14 protein-coding genes are annotated in these 13,785 nt (G+C 58.4%); 7 read left to right on the forward strand and 7 right to left on the reverse strand.

Annotated features, from left to right (window positions below; genetic code table 11):
- Positions 1-28 precede the first annotated feature (28 nt).
- On the forward strand, positions 29-1,162 hold the full coding sequence (locus OOF89_RS02060) for a DUF63 family protein (protein WP_266078001.1): 1,134 nt from the start codon (positions 29-31) through the stop codon (positions 1,160-1,162).
- On the opposite strand, the gene OOF89_RS02065 is transcribed toward OOF89_RS02060, so the two are convergent.
- From OOF89_RS02065 to OOF89_RS02080, 4 genes are all read right to left on the reverse strand, one after another.
- The gene (locus OOF89_RS02065; RefSeq protein ID WP_266078002.1) at positions 1,159-1,329 is read right to left on the reverse strand and encodes a hypothetical protein; all 171 of its coding nucleotides are present in this window, start codon (positions 1,327-1,329) and stop codon (positions 1,159-1,161) included. The genes OOF89_RS02060 and OOF89_RS02065 overlap by 4 nt on opposite strands.
- 123 nt (positions 1,330-1,452) lie before the next feature.
- A complete protein-coding gene (locus OOF89_RS02070; RefSeq protein ID WP_266078003.1) occupies positions 1,453-3,165 on the reverse strand; it encodes a YcaO-like family protein in 1,713 nt (570 codons plus the stop codon).
- An 81-nt stretch (positions 3,166-3,246) separates the two neighbouring features.
- Positions 3,247-4,071 (reverse strand): transcriptional regulator TbsP, encoded by an 825-nt coding sequence (gene tbsP, locus OOF89_RS02075; protein WP_407661577.1) that lies wholly within the window; start codon positions 4,069-4,071, stop codon positions 3,247-3,249.
- Positions 4,072-4,543: 472 nt separating this feature from the next.
- Positions 4,544-6,664 (reverse strand): hypothetical protein, encoded by a 2,121-nt coding sequence (locus OOF89_RS02080; protein WP_266078005.1) that lies wholly within the window; start codon positions 6,662-6,664, stop codon positions 4,544-4,546.
- 105 nt (positions 6,665-6,769) lie between these two features.
- Between OOF89_RS02080 and glyA the strand changes: the two genes are divergently transcribed.
- The 3 genes from glyA to OOF89_RS02095 all read left to right on the forward strand — a co-directional run bounded on the left by glyA (position 6,770) and on the right by OOF89_RS02095 (position 9,393).
- Positions 6,770-8,017, forward strand: coding sequence for a serine hydroxymethyltransferase (gene glyA / locus OOF89_RS02085; RefSeq protein WP_266078006.1), 1,248 nt, complete (start codon positions 6,770-6,772; stop codon positions 8,015-8,017).
- 68 nt (positions 8,018-8,085) lie between these two features.
- Positions 8,086-8,256 carry a hypothetical protein gene (locus tag OOF89_RS02090; RefSeq protein WP_266078007.1) on the forward strand — a complete coding sequence of 57 codons (171 nt, stop codon included), beginning with the start codon at positions 8,086-8,088 and terminating at the stop codon, positions 8,254-8,256.
- Positions 8,257-8,499: 243 nt separating this feature from the next.
- On the forward strand, positions 8,500-9,393 hold the full coding sequence (locus tag OOF89_RS02095) for a bifunctional methylenetetrahydrofolate dehydrogenase/methenyltetrahydrofolate cyclohydrolase (RefSeq protein WP_266078008.1): 894 nt from the start codon (positions 8,500-8,502) through the stop codon (positions 9,391-9,393).
- Positions 9,394-9,441: 48 nt separating this feature from the next.
- Here OOF89_RS02095 and OOF89_RS02100 read toward each other — a convergent pair whose 3' ends face one another.
- Both OOF89_RS02100 and OOF89_RS02105 read right to left on the reverse strand, forming a co-directional pair.
- Entirely contained in the window at positions 9,442-10,449 is a 1,008-nt protein-coding gene (locus OOF89_RS02100; RefSeq protein WP_266078009.1) for a peptidoglycan hydrolase, read from the reverse strand.
- 110 nt (positions 10,450-10,559) lie between these two features.
- A complete protein-coding gene (locus OOF89_RS02105) occupies positions 10,560-11,276 on the reverse strand; it encodes a DUF7117 family protein (protein WP_266078010.1) in 717 nt (238 codons plus the stop codon).
- 289 nt (positions 11,277-11,565) lie between these two features.
- Between OOF89_RS02105 and OOF89_RS02110 the strand changes: the two genes are divergently transcribed.
- The 3 genes from OOF89_RS02110 to OOF89_RS02120 all read left to right on the forward strand — a co-directional run bounded on the left by OOF89_RS02110 (position 11,566) and on the right by OOF89_RS02120 (position 13,159).
- The gene (locus OOF89_RS02110) at positions 11,566-11,964 is read left to right on the forward strand and encodes a DUF7528 family protein (RefSeq protein ID WP_266078011.1); all 399 of its coding nucleotides are present in this window, start codon (positions 11,566-11,568) and stop codon (positions 11,962-11,964) included.
- A 33-nt stretch (positions 11,965-11,997) separates the two neighbouring features.
- A complete protein-coding gene (locus OOF89_RS02115; protein ID WP_266078012.1) occupies positions 11,998-12,921 on the forward strand; it encodes a DUF1028 domain-containing protein in 924 nt (307 codons plus the stop codon).
- Between the two features lie 91 nt (positions 12,922-13,012).
- Positions 13,013-13,159: a hypothetical protein gene (locus OOF89_RS02120; RefSeq protein WP_266078013.1), complete on the forward strand. Its 147-nt coding sequence runs from the start codon at positions 13,013-13,015 to the stop codon at positions 13,157-13,159.
- 309 nt (positions 13,160-13,468) lie between these two features.
- On the opposite strand, the gene OOF89_RS02125 is transcribed toward OOF89_RS02120, so the two are convergent.
- Positions 13,469-13,747 carry an amphi-Trp domain-containing protein gene (locus OOF89_RS02125; protein WP_266078014.1) on the reverse strand — a complete coding sequence of 93 codons (279 nt, stop codon included), beginning with the start codon at positions 13,745-13,747 and terminating at the stop codon, positions 13,469-13,471.
- Positions 13,748-13,785 lie beyond the last annotated feature (38 nt).

The following is a 13,785-nucleotide window of genomic DNA, read 5'->3' on the forward strand; positions in this document are numbered from 1 at the left end:
AAAACGCGCTCGCTCCGGTTCGTGCGGTATGGACACTGCAAGCGAGGGAATAGATAACGAACGAACCTGGGCGGGAGTCGTCGCCGTCACGGTCGTCGCACTCGTCGGCGGCGCACTCGCATTCCCAAGACAGGTGTACGACGGCTTTATTTGGCACTACTTTTGGGGACCGGTCGCGGCCGATGCGAAGGGCGCGGAGTGTGCGATTCGCGTGGGCGGAGCGACCAAATACATCTATGACCGTGGAGCATGTGCAGGACTCGCGGAACCGGTCGCGGAACCGGGTTACACGCTCGTATCGGAAGTCGGCTACGCGGTAACGCTCATCGTCGCGTTGCTCGGACTTGTCTTTCTCCTCCGCCGACTCGACATCGGGCGCGACAGGAGTCTCTTCTATGCCCTGTTTCCCTTCATGCTGTTCGGCGGCGCTCTCCGTGTAGTCGAAGACGCCGACAATGCGCTTCAGCAGGCCGGAAACGGAGCGATTCCGTTCCCCTGGAACACGCTCATCATCAGCCCCATCATCTACTTTACCGTCTTCGCCATGACGTTGGCCGCAGTCGTCGCGAGTGTCGCGCTGGCGCGCAGGGGAATCGTCGACGAGTACGAGTATCCGCTCGCCGGAATCGGAACGGTCGTGCTCGCCATCACCGTCGGCTATCTGTTCGTGTTGGCAGTCACGACCAAACAAGTCAACCTCTTTCCACAAATCCTCGTCGTCGTTCTCGGCGGTGCGACGTTGGTCACCGCGATTACGTGGGCAGCAGTCGAACGGTTCGCGCCCGAAGTAAATGCCGGAACCAAAGGTATCGGAGCGGTCATCATTTGGGGTCACGCGGTGGACGGCGTCGCCAACGTCGCCGTCCTCGACTGGGCGCTGGCGCTGGGACTAGCGGGTGAATACACCGCGAAGCATCCGGTCAACCGGGGCATCATCGATATCACTTCCGCCGTCCTCCCGGCATCGATAACGTCCGTCATCGGTACGGCATGGCCGTTCCTGCTCGTCAAAATCGTCGCCGCGCTCGCAGTCGTGTGGGTGTTCGACGAACGGATATTCGAGGAGAGCCCTCGCTATGCAATCCTGTTGCTTATCGCTATCCTCGCGGTCGGTCTCGGCCCCGGAACGCGCGACATGCTTCGAGCCGCGTTCGGGATCTAACGAAGACGTTCCAGCGTCGATTCGGGGAAATACTGGTCGCCACAGTTTCGGCAGGCCGCGACATCGACCGACCCGACGTTACGAAAACCGAGTCGGTCAACCGAGACGCTCTTTCTCGATAACGGTGACCCACACGTGGCACAGGTCAGGTCGAACTCGGTCGTCATACTATCACCCAAACCGACGTATACGGCAAATCATGCATGATTAATAGTCCACCAGTTCGGCAGATACGACCACATCCAACATAAATACTGTGTGTTTCGCTAGCACAGTACAACTGGCTCACATTATGGATACGGATGGGGTTCCCGGTCGAGTTTCGGATCGAATCCGAGCGCATCCGGAACGACACGAGCGCGCTCGCCGAAGAACGCTTCATCGGTAAACAGCGGTTGTGCCTCCGGTGCGAGGACGCGTACTGCCTCGAACCCAAGCGTTTCCACGTCTCGCGTCGTGAGACGCGCACCGTACACGGAAAACGCTTCGGCGGCCCGGGAAACGACGGTGTGGAGTTCGTCGATTCCCGACGGAACCGCATTGCCGACGCTTTCGCTCGGAATCGTCGTATCAGGGGAGACGAACGCGCGAACCGGTTCCGGGAAGTCAGCATAGTGAGCGATCGACCCCTCGGCGTTCGCCGCCTCGTCCGGCCCCATCAGGTTCAGCTCCGTCCAGTTCTGGAGCGCCTCCGCGAGCGCGGACCGTGCCGCCGAGTCCGGATCGAGGTCCGCCCCCGACCCGACTGCGAACTTCGGCCACTCGTCCTCCCGATGCACTGCGACAGCGACCACCGGAACGTCCACGTCCTGGGTTACGAGGAGCGCAGTCACGTCCAAGTTCTCCGCACGCGCTCGCTTCGTGAGTTCGGTGAACCTATCGTCCTCGACTCGAAGTCCGAGCGGTTCGAACGACGAGTACCACGCGAGCATCGTCGCATCGCGTTCTATCACCTCGTACAACCCCGACAACAGGGCCTCCGTACTGGAGTTACCTAGACCCAACCCCGTCGTTATCGCTGGCTTGAATCGTGCGTTTCGGGGCGGGAAGTGGACGAACTCCGCTGGGAGATGAACTGGGTCGCCCGTACCGAGATTCCGCCCGGGAACCCACGCCAACTCGTCGTTCCTCGGGTCCGCCCATCCAGTCGGTCGGACGAATTCGGCGGGCGAAATGGCGTCTTCGAGGTCCGATGGTCGTGCCACGCCGAACGTCGATTCACGGTAGATGCCCGCACAGTACCGCTCCATCCCTTCACCCAGCGCTTTCATCAGCGCTTCGTTCCAGTCGCCTGCAACGCCCGCCGACTGCTCCGCGGCGTGAGCGTCGCTAAACCCTGTCGTATCACACAGGTTTGCCAAGTAGTACGGCACCGGAAACGACGAAACCTCGCCGAGCGACCGGACGACCCCGACTCTTTCGTCCAGCGCGATCTCCGCGTGTGCGACCGCCTCGTCCAGCGTTCGTTCCGTATGCTCGATACCGAGCGTTCTGTCACGCGCGTTGCCACACGTCGGACAGTTCGGAACCGGAAGCAATCGACGCTCGGCGTGCGGCAGTTCCACGATACCGCCGAGAACAGCCGATTCACCACCGGCGAGAAGCGTCACCGCTTCGCGTCCAGCGAGCGCCCCGGCGAATCGAGCGGTCGCAGTATCGATAGTACCGGCGACGCCGGTACTATCGTCCGTCACATTCGATGCCACACGCGTTCGCAAACAGTCGAAGCACGCGGTTTCAGCTTCGAAACCCGAAACCGCGGCGTCCACGTTCGGAAGCGGATATCCGCCGACACCCCCCAGTTCGACGGCCAGCCATGGCGTTCCTGAACGGTTTGCACGACCGAAATCCTTCGAACCGACTTCGCCGACGACCACGGCGAAATCAACATCGGCCACGTCGCTCGCCTCGATTTCGGTGACAGTTCCGTCCGCATCCGAAAGTGCGGCACATACAGCGTCGGCCGCAGGACCGGTCCCGACGACGCCCAGCAAGGTGCTCATGCGCGAGACGAAACGGGCAGTTGGCAAAAGGGCGACGGATAGCAATCGCTAGAGGATGTAAAAAACGGAGGGATTCGGAGTTTAGTGCAGGATACCCTGCGCGACGCTCGCAAGCTGGTCGGTGTCCGCGGTCTGCAGTTCATCGTTGGCGAGCTTCAGACGGAGACGTGGACGGCCGACGTCGATGGGAACCTTTTCCGTACCGATGAGGCCCATGTCTTCGAGCTTGGTTTTCGTGCGGGAGAACGTCGCTTTGCTGGCGATACCGACATCCTCGCCCCATTTGCTGATGTCGTAGAGCAGGGCTTCGTTTTTCGCCGCAACGAGGAGGCTGATAGTCACTTCATCGAGACCATCGCCGTCACCGCGCGCGGTTTCGAGCGACGAGAGAACGCTGTTGAAGTCGTCCTCCGCCTCTGGGCTGATCTCTTCTCCGAGCGTCTCGCGGACACGCGTGATCGGGGGCGTGCGCAGGGAGAAGTCGTCCGCGTCTTCCCAGTGGGATGTGTACGTTCCGTAGGCAGCATCGACGAAGTCGCCGTCGTCGGAGGTGAGACCGCCCACGCGGTCGCCCGCGGTGACGAGTGCGATGACCACGTCGTCGGTGACGAGGAGGGAGTTCCCGGAGGAATCGTCCGTCGTTCGCAGGGTGAGAACGCCTTCGTCGATGAGGTCGGCAGCGTTGCTGGCGATGATGAAGTCCTCCATCACGTCCTTCAACGTAGCTTCGTCCGCGAGCATGCGCATCTCGGGGAGATCGCCGTCGTAATCCGTCGCTGCATCGATGAGTTCTTCGATAGCATCAGCGGACGGGTTGACGACGACCATGACTTCGGGATTTTCGTCGATAACGGCACGAAGGATTTCGTGGACGCTTTGGTTCAAGAGGTTCGATTTTGTTTCCATAGTCGGTCGGACGAGATTCATCTATTTAATTTTAACGGGAAAAATCAACGGAAATCATAGGTTATGTAGCATGAACAATTAGTCAATGACGTAATTATTACCGCCGAATTCGTATAATACCACCCTGAAAACCGGAAACTCTTCGAAATACTATAACTTCCGGAATCCGATCCGACAGCGCTCGAAAACATCACGTTTGATATTTTTCGACACATACAGGCGGTGCTGAACACACTCCTCGTGATGAATACGGAGAGTAATCGATAGTTACCAATTACACCTTCAGCTAACAGTCCGAAAGAATGAAGTATGCTTGTGAGGTATCAACATGTGACATGCGAAGTGAAATTCAGCAGTATCTCGCAGGACATCCAAAAGTATTGAATGTCGCCTTCAGCTTCGCGCTGGGCTACTCGTACATCCAAAACACTCCGATAGATCCCCTCGCAGGATCGGGCGGCACGCAAGGACCTTAGCTTAGATTAATTTGATCGAGTAACTCGTTTTCTTCCGACCAATACAGTTCCCCATCGTAGAGCATCGGCATTTCAGCCCGTTTGAGAAACGAGCTGAGTTCGTCCGTATTCAAAATGAAAGACGCATCGTTACCGTGCAAATATAATTGCTCATTGCTGTCAATATATGGTTGGTAACAACTTCCAACCATGGATATTGAGAGTGATTGAAATGATAAACGAAATCCATCGTCGATTCGTTCAATATTTCCCGAGACCGGGATATAGTTATCCGATTGAGTCAAAGTGTGTGCACCGTCACCGACGACAGCGTAATCCTTGTTCATCATGATACGCCGCCGCGCGAGCTGGAGCGCGTGTTGGATGCTGAATCCGTGAATGAGCAGCCGTGCAAACGAGATGCCGACTCTGGCGGCCTGCTTGTTCAACACTTTGTTGAACGTGATCGCACCCGCGACGGTCCCTTTTCTGATCAGTTCCATTCCCTCGTAGTACGAACCACACGCGTTGAGGAAGAACGTCTGAACGTTGCTTTCATCGATGTTCTCGAGGGAGAGGTTGCCGTCCGTACATCGGAGGCCACTCTCCTCACAGTGACCGATATAGTGGACGTAATCACATGGCGTCTCGAACAGGTCGGCGAGTTCATCGCGCGTCAAGTGTTCGTGGACGGTGACCTCGATGGGAAGGTCTTTCGCACGGTCTAAGTAGATGTCCGCCGCGTCCTCCCGTTCCGCATCCATTCCCTCGTCGTTCAGTATCAGCGCCACTTCGATTTCGTCACTCTCACGGTCGAGATACTTGAATCGGTTTTCGTAGGCACTGGGATCGGTTTTGAACACGTCGATGGGAACGCCGTCGGCGAGCCACCCGTGAACGCGGCCGCGGTGCAACGTCGGTTTGATCCGTTCGACGGCACTCACGTCCTCCGTTCGGGTTACCCGATACAACCCGTCGCCTGCAACGGCACGCTGAGCGGGGGTCGAGAACTGCGGTCCGTTCCGATAAAAATCGCCGAGCGAGGCATCCAACAGTTCGTTCGGGTTCAAATCGGAGGAGTCAGGCAGGTAGATGAGGCTGAGGTTCGAAAGCAGATACGGAAGCGTCGAGACGTTCTCCAACGAGGGTTCGACATACATGGAGAGATGCCAATCCGGCAACTCATCGCTGATCTGGTCGAAATCGATCAGGTCGTAGGTAACGAGTTGCTCAGCGGGCGTCGCTTCGTACGTTTCCCCTCGATCGATATCCAACTCGTCGAGAAGCGGTAGTTCCGCGAGGTTCCATCCATGTGGACCGGCGTTGCGGACGAGACAGTCGAGGAAGAACACCCGTCGAAGCATCTCGGCCACTTCGTGCTGGTAGCTCGGAAGCGAGCTGAACGAATATGAGAAGTTAACTGACGGTACTTCGAGAACCGGTGTCGCGCGGGTTTCCACGACGAGGTTCGCCTGAAGGTAGTACGCGAGGGGGGCAGTAACGAACAGCGTCCGAAGATCATCGGGAACACGGATTTCGATACCGACGTCCTTCTTGTTGGTACGAACTTCCTTCGGAATATGCAGCTCTTTGCCCACCTCGAACCGGGGTGGGTGTCCCCGAAGGGTCGGAAATGAACGGTCGGGGCCGGTCGTCTTATGTGACGAGGAGGCGTACGAAATTGCCGTCGCCAACCCGTCAGTCGTCGGTGGAATAGTTATCGTATCGACGGGCGTTTCGTGGTGGCTCCGAAACCCGAGTGTTATCGGAATGTTGCCGTCGAACTCGATGATCAACGCGTCGAAATCCGGGGTTTTTCGGATCGTCGCGGGACCGGAAAACCGGAGATACGTCTTGATGTTTCCGTGAATGTTCGCCAAATACTCGCCATCGGGGAGTTCGAGGTCATCTGTATCGCCCCCATGGAAATGTCTCTCGTCCGACTGTAATTCGGTAAGACTTACCAGATTCGGCGGGAATTGAACTTTCGACGCGTATCCCGAAACGGTTTCGTCGATGGGTCTATCGATTCCCTGTTCCTGTCCCCCACTTTGCCAATCAGGCGCGCATATCGATATCCCGGTTTTCGTCCGGTCGAACGCCCGAAGGCCGGTATCCGTCTCCTCCCATTCTATCATACCGGTAATAAGAACGGTATCTCACCGTTAGTTTATATTTCTGTCGGGGACGAACCCGACTAGCCGAGAGGTAAACTTATACGCCGTGGTATCCCGGATTTGCACATGGAGTACGACGACGTTCGGGCGGTCGATCCGGCAGTCGCAGATGCTCTCGAAGCGGAAGTCGAACGCGAACGCGACACGCTGGAGATGATCGCCAGCGAGAATTTCGTTAGCGAGGCAGTGCTGGAAGCACAGGGCAGCACCTTAACGAACAAGTACGCCGAGGGGTACCCCGGCGAGCGATACTATGGCGGGTGTGAGCACATCGATACCGTCGAATCGCTCGCCATCGAGCGTGCAAAGGAGTTGTGGGGTGCAGAGCACGTCAACGTCCAACCCCACAGCGGATCGCAGGCGAACATGGGCGTCTACCTCGCCGTCCTCGAACCGGGAGACAAGATCCTCTCGCTCGACCTGACGCACGGTGGCCACCTGAGCCACGGCCACAAAGTCAACTTTGCCGGAAAGCTGTACGAAGTCGAACAGTACAAGGTGGACCCGGAGACCGGATACCTCGACTACGACGCGATATACGACCACGCAGTCGAGTTCGAACCGGACATCATCGTTTCCGGCTACTCGGCGTATCCCCGGACGGTCGAATGGGAGCGAATCCAGGAGGCTGCGGACGAAGTCGGCGCGTACCACCTCGCGGACATCGCCCACATCACTGGCCTCGTGGCGGCGGGAGAACATCCATCGCCGGTCGGCATCGCCGACTTCGTCACCGGTTCGACACACAAGACGATTCGGTCGGGACGCGGCGGCATCATCATGTGCGACGATGAGTATGCCGATGCCGTCGATTCGGCGGTCATCCCCGGCATGCAGGGTGGTCCCCTCATGCACAACGTCGCTGGCAAGGCGGTCGGATTCAAAGAAGCGCTCGAACCGGAGTTCGAGGAGTACGCCGCACGAACCGTCGAGAATGCCGAAGTGCTCGGCGAGACGCTCAAGGACCACGGGTTCGGACTCGTGTCCGGTGGCACCGACACCCACCTCGTGCTCGTCGATTTGCGCGAATCCCACGAGGACGTCACCGGCAAAGACGCGGAAGCGGCGCTCGAAGACGTCGGAATCGTGCTGAACGCGAACACCGTCCCGGGCGAAACACGCTCTCCTTTCGTCGCCAGCGGAATCCGCGCCGGAACGCCCGCGCTCACGACCCGCGGGTTCGATACGGAGGACATCGAACGCGTCGGCGACCTCATCGCACGCGTGATCAATAACGTAGACGACGAGGACGTGAAAGCCGAAGTCGCTGAGGAAGTGCAGGCACTCTGCGACGAGAACCCGTTGTACGAGTAAGGCTGCGGGTTGGCAGTCGTCCTCGGATTTTTGCGGATGCTTATCTACGCACGCGGTGAGTACTAGACATGACGGAACAATTGGCGGGGTTCAAAAGTGCGGACATCGTTTTCACCGATGGGAAAACGCTTACCGACGTGACTGTCGGCATCTATCCGGGTTGGATTCGAATCCAGACGGAATCGGCAAATCAGTTCCATCCACGCGAACGGATAGACCGGATTCAGTCGAATCGGTAAGGAACACCCCTCACGAAAACCGACGATTCTACCGTACTCAGCGCCACGGATCGCGTCGATAGCGAGACGGTCGGGAACCACGACGGTCGGACCAGATGTGGACGATTTCAGTCGAACTACGCCGCGGCAACTCGGCATATTTTCGACTCTAATGAGCAAGTATGTGTATATTTAATCCCCATATTTCCCAAAAATGAGCACAAATCCGAATGTTGAAGGGGATTCGTACCCCACGATTCGACAATGGCAGATATCATCGACGGGAACGCGGTCGCCGAACGGATTCGAACTGACCTCGGTGAGAGCATCGGGGTACTGAAAGATGCGGGTGTTACACCGGGATTGGCGACGGTCCTCATGAGCGACGACCCCGCGAGCGAGACCTACGTTTCGATGAAACAGCGCGACTGTGAGGAGGTCGGGATCAACGGCATTCACGTCGAAATCGATCCCGATGCACCCGCCGAAGAGTTGTACGACACCATCGACGATCTGAACGCCGACCCCGACGTTCACGGAATGCTCGTCCAGATGCCCGTCCCCGAGCACGTCGATTCGCGAAAGGTCATCCGAGCCATCGACCCGGCGAAGGACGTGGACGGCTTTCACCCCGAAAACGTCGGAATGTTGGTTGCGGGACATCCACGGTTCAAACCGTGCACGCCCCACGGCGTGCAAAAGCTCCTCGAATCGGCGGACGTAGACCCCGAGGGCAAGGACGTGGTCATCGTCGGTCGGTCGAACATCGTCGGCAAACCGCTCGCCAACTTGCTCATTCAAAAGGCCGATGGCGGAAACGCGACTGTCACTGTCTGTCACTCCCGCACAGACGACCTCGCCGCAAAAACTCGTGACGCGGACGTGGTCGTCGCGGCCTGTGGGGTTCCGGAACTCATCGACGGTTCGATGCTCTCGGAGAACACGACCGTCATCGACGTCGGCGTCAACCGTGTGGATGCCGATACGGAGAAAGGGTACGAACTCGTCGGCGACGTGGACTTCGGCAGTGCGAAGGAGAAAGCGAACGCGATTACGCCGGTGCCGGGCGGCGTCGGACCGATGACTCGAGCGATGTTGCTGTACAACACGGTGAAAGCCGCCGGTCAGCAGGCCGAAATCGAAGTTGTACTGCCGTAGCGTAGATGCGGTCAAAAGAGCCGCACGCCGTGAAGCGACCGTTTTCCCTCAGTTGCCGATATCGACGAGCGCCTGCCACGTGTTCGGCCCGACGATACCGTCCACTGCGATACCCGCGCTGGACTGGAAGCTCTCGATGGCACTTTCGGTTTCCGGACCGTAGTAACCGTCTACGGCGATACTGTAGCCCTCGTCGTAGCGCAGGTGGTGCTGGGCGGCATACGTCGCCCAATACGGGTCGTTGTTTGCGTCCTGGACGGTAACGACGAGTTCGCTCCACGTGTTCGGGCCGACGACGCCGTCCACGCTGAGCCCGTTGGCGGACTGAAAACTTTGGACGGTGTTCGTCACTTCTGAGCCGTAGATCCCGTCGTGGTACTGGATGTCGTAGCCGTGTTCTTGAAGCAGATACTGGATGGAGTAGACGGCCTCACCCTCATCGCCGTTCGAGTAAATCGGCCAGCTGTACGAACCGCCACCACCGCCGCCACCGAAATCAATGTGGTCCGCAAGCGAATTCATCACGTCGCGGATACCTTCGGCCCAGCTGATGTCTGTTGCGTAGTCCTGATTCATGCCCCGAAGCGTCGGCCCGTACGACGAGTAGTAGTGGTCGCCGCCGGGGGTCAAATATTCGTCCCGTATGACCGGCATGACCTGTCGAATACACTGTGACTTCGTGGAGAACGATTCAGCACAGGAGTACGGACAGCTATCGTAGGCTTTCCAGCCGTAGATGTTGTTCTTGTCCTGTGCAATGTTGCTGGTTCCCCATGCCGACTCCCACGCGGCATGGGCGGCCATATACACCGGATTGATACCTTCTTGATAGCTGACGTCGATCCACGTATCGCCGAGCCCGATGAGCGGGCTGTCGGATCGAACCTGTCGAATCGCATAATCGAGGTCACCGCCGGAGATGTCCTCCGTATTCGTGAGATCGCTATCGATGGAGTATCGTGCTGCAGCACCCGTGCTGGATAGCGCTCCGAGACTACCGATGGTCGCGATGCTCGTAGTTGCGCCTTTGAGGAACGTTCGTCGTGAATAGTCCATTATTCCGTATCTCCAATGGGGGCAAATTATATTTAATCTTTCTACCTTACAGATAAAATATCTCGTCCAATGTGGAATCGATATGTGATATACAGCCGCCGACTCGATACTTAGTCGATTCGACCGAGCCGTTCGCGTGCACTCACTATCCCATCCTCGTCGCCCTCTCGAACGGAGCGCGCGAGCTCGCGCGTCGTCTCGATGAGTATGCTCGTCGTTTCGATATCCAGCCCACCTTCGAGAGCACGTGCGCGCCTGACGTGTTCGCCGAGTGTTTCGAGCGTGTTTCGCCCGGGACGGCTCACCTCGTGTTCCCGCACCCAGTCGCTCATCTCCTGATAGTAATCGTGGAGTGCTTCCGCATCGGCGAGTCCGCGAACGTCGTGCATGGACTGCGGCACGTCCTCGATTGGGGGACGCTCTCCTGCGTCTGCTTCGCGGAGCAGTGAGAGGAAGTACAGTTCCTCGTCGTCGGCTATCTGGAGCGTTCGAGAAAACACGTCCGACGCGTGGCGCAGCTCCTGTGCCGCGAGATATCGATCGTCCAACGGGCGGAGCTCTCCACCCTTGATGAACCCGCGTTTTCTGACGTACTCGCCTGCTGCATCCGCCGCCAGCGTAGCGACTTCCCGCAGGGGTTCCGAATCGACGGCCTCACGTGCGTTCGACAGTTCGAGGGTCACGGGACTATCCGTGTGCTGGACCCGGTTATCTTCGAGTCCGACGCTCCGCATGCTTTCACAGTTCGGACAGGCGACGCTTCCCGTCTCGTAGTACGTCCACCGTGTCCCACAGCTTTGGCACTCGCGGGTTCCACGAACCTTCATACCCACCCCTTGTGGTGCTGGGGTGAAAACGTTCACGTGGTCGACGTCGAGAGACGCTGGCCCCGTCGGTTGGTCACGGACGCCAGTAGCAACCGATTTTGGAAACCGCTTTTCCGCCGAAACGCCTCCCGTAGATTTATGCGTCGTCTCTCCCTTCGTAGTAGTACGATGTCGAGTGATGCTCACTCCGAGGATAGAGTAAGTCGCCCCGTGGCGGCTGGTCGAGAAATCCTCGACGACGGATAGCACCCCGAATCCTTCCGAAACGTGCACCCCAGACGAGTCACACGTGTCCGCCGAGCGCACGAAAGATGGGGTTTCAGTAACCGTTTCCGGCGAACGTCACGACCTTTCCAGACGCGAGGCCGACCGTTTGCGAGCGGCGCTCGGACAGGCACTGACCGAGCGCACCGAGTTTCTCAACACGGTCGGCGAACACCGGGACGACGGAAGTTACGTCGTCTCCCGGCGCGGTGCGGAGTCGTCGGGTCACCGCAAAGTGTTCGAAAGCTTCGGGGCAGTTGGAGCACTGTACGACCGGCTTCCGGCCGAGTTTACCGCCGAAGACGCCGAAGAAGGTGGACTGACCGGCGGGCGACGACACATGCTCGTTCACCACTTTGTGGAACACCCCGAGTTCGAGGCCGAACTCGTCTCACGCCAACCGCTCACCGCGCGGAAGGGGTGAACGCTTTTCCGGGTTCCCTCCCACGGGACGTGTATGCCACGACCATCGACCTTCTCCATCGTCGCACGGGACCCCGAGCAAAACGCGGTCGGCGTCGGCGTCCAATCGAAGTTCGTCAGCGTCGGAGCCGTCGTCCCCTTCGTAAGTGCCGATGCCGGTGCGGTAGCTACACAGAGCTACGCGAACGTCGCTTATGGGCCGGACGGACTCGACTTGCTTCGATCGGGACGACCCGCCGAGGAAGTCGTGATGGAACTCACCGGAGCGGACCCGGAGTTCGAATCGCGACAGGTCGGGGTCGTCGGGCAAGATGGCTCAGTTGCGGCCTTTACTGGGGCGGACTGTTTCGATTACGCGGGCGACATTCAGGGCGAGAACTACAGCGTTCAAGGAAACATTCTGGAGAACCGCGAAACGCTGGAGGCGATGGCCGAGACGTTCGAGGAGGCGAGTGGTGGGCTCCCCGAACGACTCATCGCCGCACTCCACGCAGGAAATGAAGCAGGCGGCGACAAGCGCGGCGAACAGAGCGCGGCACTCTCCGTCGCTAAACCGGAAGGTGGGTACGACGGGCGCAACGACCGCTGGATCGACGTCCGCGTAGACGATCACGAGCGACCGATCGACGAACTCGAACGCGTGTTCAAAATCTACGACGTGACCCTGTTGGAACGCGAGGAACCCGACGAAACACGAGAGCTGTCCGGTGAAACTGCCATCGAAGTGGGAGCAGCGCTCGTCGAACTCGGCTTTTTCGATGGAACGCCGGACGAGACGTTCGGGGAGGAAGAACGGGATGCCCTCGAAGATTTCCGCGGAATGAACAACTTCGAGAACCATTCGCTCGCCGTCCTCGAGGATGCGCTGGTTCGCGGGTGGGATGATACCGAGGGTGACGGCGAAGGGCGAATGGTCGATGCGATCTGGCACGGACTGTCCCGTTTGGAGCGGAAGTGACACTGTCCGGATGAACCGACAATCGACTCGTGGCCCACGATACCGAAACGCCGATACTGCTAACCCGAACGACAACATAAACAGCCCACGCATGAGAGACGAAGCGGAAATCCGCGAGCAGTACGAGTACCTCGAAGAACAACTCGAAAGCGAGGAGATGAACCACGAAGCCATCCGCCAAATGTTCACATACTACAAGCGGGCACTGGGTTGGGTGCTCGAAGAAGAGTATATCTGACTTTCTTTCGACCATCCTGCCGGAGTTATCTAAATCGTTACCTTTAAGTCATTACACCGTCTTGTTGCAGTTGACGCTTCGCTTTGGAGGGCCGAAGCGTCAGCGGGGACCAATTCAGGGCGGCAAGCGGTACGCGGGGTCTTTTCGCCCCCGCGTGTTCCGCTTTCCTTTCGAAGCAAACTGCCGAGCAACAGTACTGTTCTACTAACCGTAATACATGGACGAGCCGATACGTTTCGGACTACTCACCAGTTATACGATATCCCGTCTGATAACGACGAACGCGTCTTTTCGCACGGGTAGCCCCAACTACTCAATTTCGAGCGATCCGTCCCTTCCATCTTCTCCCTCCTTCCATTCGAGTTCGAACTCGATGCTGAGCTCACTCCGACCGGATGAAGACGTCTCGCGCTCCGCTTTCACCTCGAACACTGGCCGAGTCGGTGGGTCGAGCGTGACCGATTGACTCCCAGCACTCAGCGTTATGGGCTCACCGCTCTCGAGTTTGTCCGCGACGGTGCGAAGGTACTGAGCAACGTCCGTTCGGCTCTGCGTGTTTTCAGTTTCGAAGAGGACTTCTTCCGGCATACATCTCCAAAGGCGACGCACAGGGATAAATACAGTCC

The organism is Haladaptatus caseinilyticus, from assembly GCF_026248685.1.
In the GTDB taxonomy this organism is placed as follows: domain Archaea; phylum Halobacteriota; class Halobacteria; order Halobacteriales; family Haladaptataceae; genus Haladaptatus; species Haladaptatus caseinilyticus.

What these genes read in the sequence shown, in the direction of transcription:
- OOF89_RS02060 (WP_266078001.1), top strand. Translation starts at nt 29, where the DNA reads ATGGACACTGCAAGCGAGGGAATAGATAACGAACGAACCTGGGCGGGA.
- OOF89_RS02065 (WP_266078002.1), bottom strand. Translation starts at nt 1,329, where the DNA reads ATGACGACCGAGTTCGACCTGACCTGTGCCACGTGTGGGTCACCGTTA.
- OOF89_RS02070 (WP_266078003.1), bottom strand. Translation starts at nt 3,165, where the DNA reads ATGAGCACCTTGCTGGGCGTCGTCGGGACCGGTCCTGCGGCCGACGCT.
- tbsP (WP_407661577.1), bottom strand. Translation starts at nt 4,071, where the DNA reads ATGGAAACAAAATCGAACCTCTTGAACCAAAGCGTCCACGAAATCCTT.
- OOF89_RS02080 (WP_266078005.1), bottom strand. Translation starts at nt 6,664, where the DNA reads ATGATAGAATGGGAGGAGACGGATACCGGCCTTCGGGCGTTCGACCGG.
- glyA (WP_266078006.1), top strand. Translation starts at nt 6,770, where the DNA reads ATGGAGTACGACGACGTTCGGGCGGTCGATCCGGCAGTCGCAGATGCT.
- OOF89_RS02090 (WP_266078007.1), top strand. Translation starts at nt 8,086, where the DNA reads ATGACGGAACAATTGGCGGGGTTCAAAAGTGCGGACATCGTTTTCACC.
- OOF89_RS02095 (WP_266078008.1), top strand. Translation starts at nt 8,500, where the DNA reads ATGGCAGATATCATCGACGGGAACGCGGTCGCCGAACGGATTCGAACT.
- OOF89_RS02100 (WP_266078009.1), bottom strand. Translation starts at nt 10,449, where the DNA reads ATGGACTATTCACGACGAACGTTCCTCAAAGGCGCAACTACGAGCATC.
- OOF89_RS02105 (WP_266078010.1), bottom strand. Translation starts at nt 11,276, where the DNA reads ATGAAGGTTCGTGGAACCCGCGAGTGCCAAAGCTGTGGGACACGGTGG.
- OOF89_RS02115 (WP_266078012.1), top strand. Translation starts at nt 11,998, where the DNA reads ATGCCACGACCATCGACCTTCTCCATCGTCGCACGGGACCCCGAGCAA.
- OOF89_RS02120 (WP_266078013.1), top strand. Translation starts at nt 13,013, where the DNA reads ATGAGAGACGAAGCGGAAATCCGCGAGCAGTACGAGTACCTCGAAGAA.
- OOF89_RS02125 (WP_266078014.1), bottom strand. Translation starts at nt 13,747, where the DNA reads ATGCCGGAAGAAGTCCTCTTCGAAACTGAAAACACGCAGAGCCGAACG.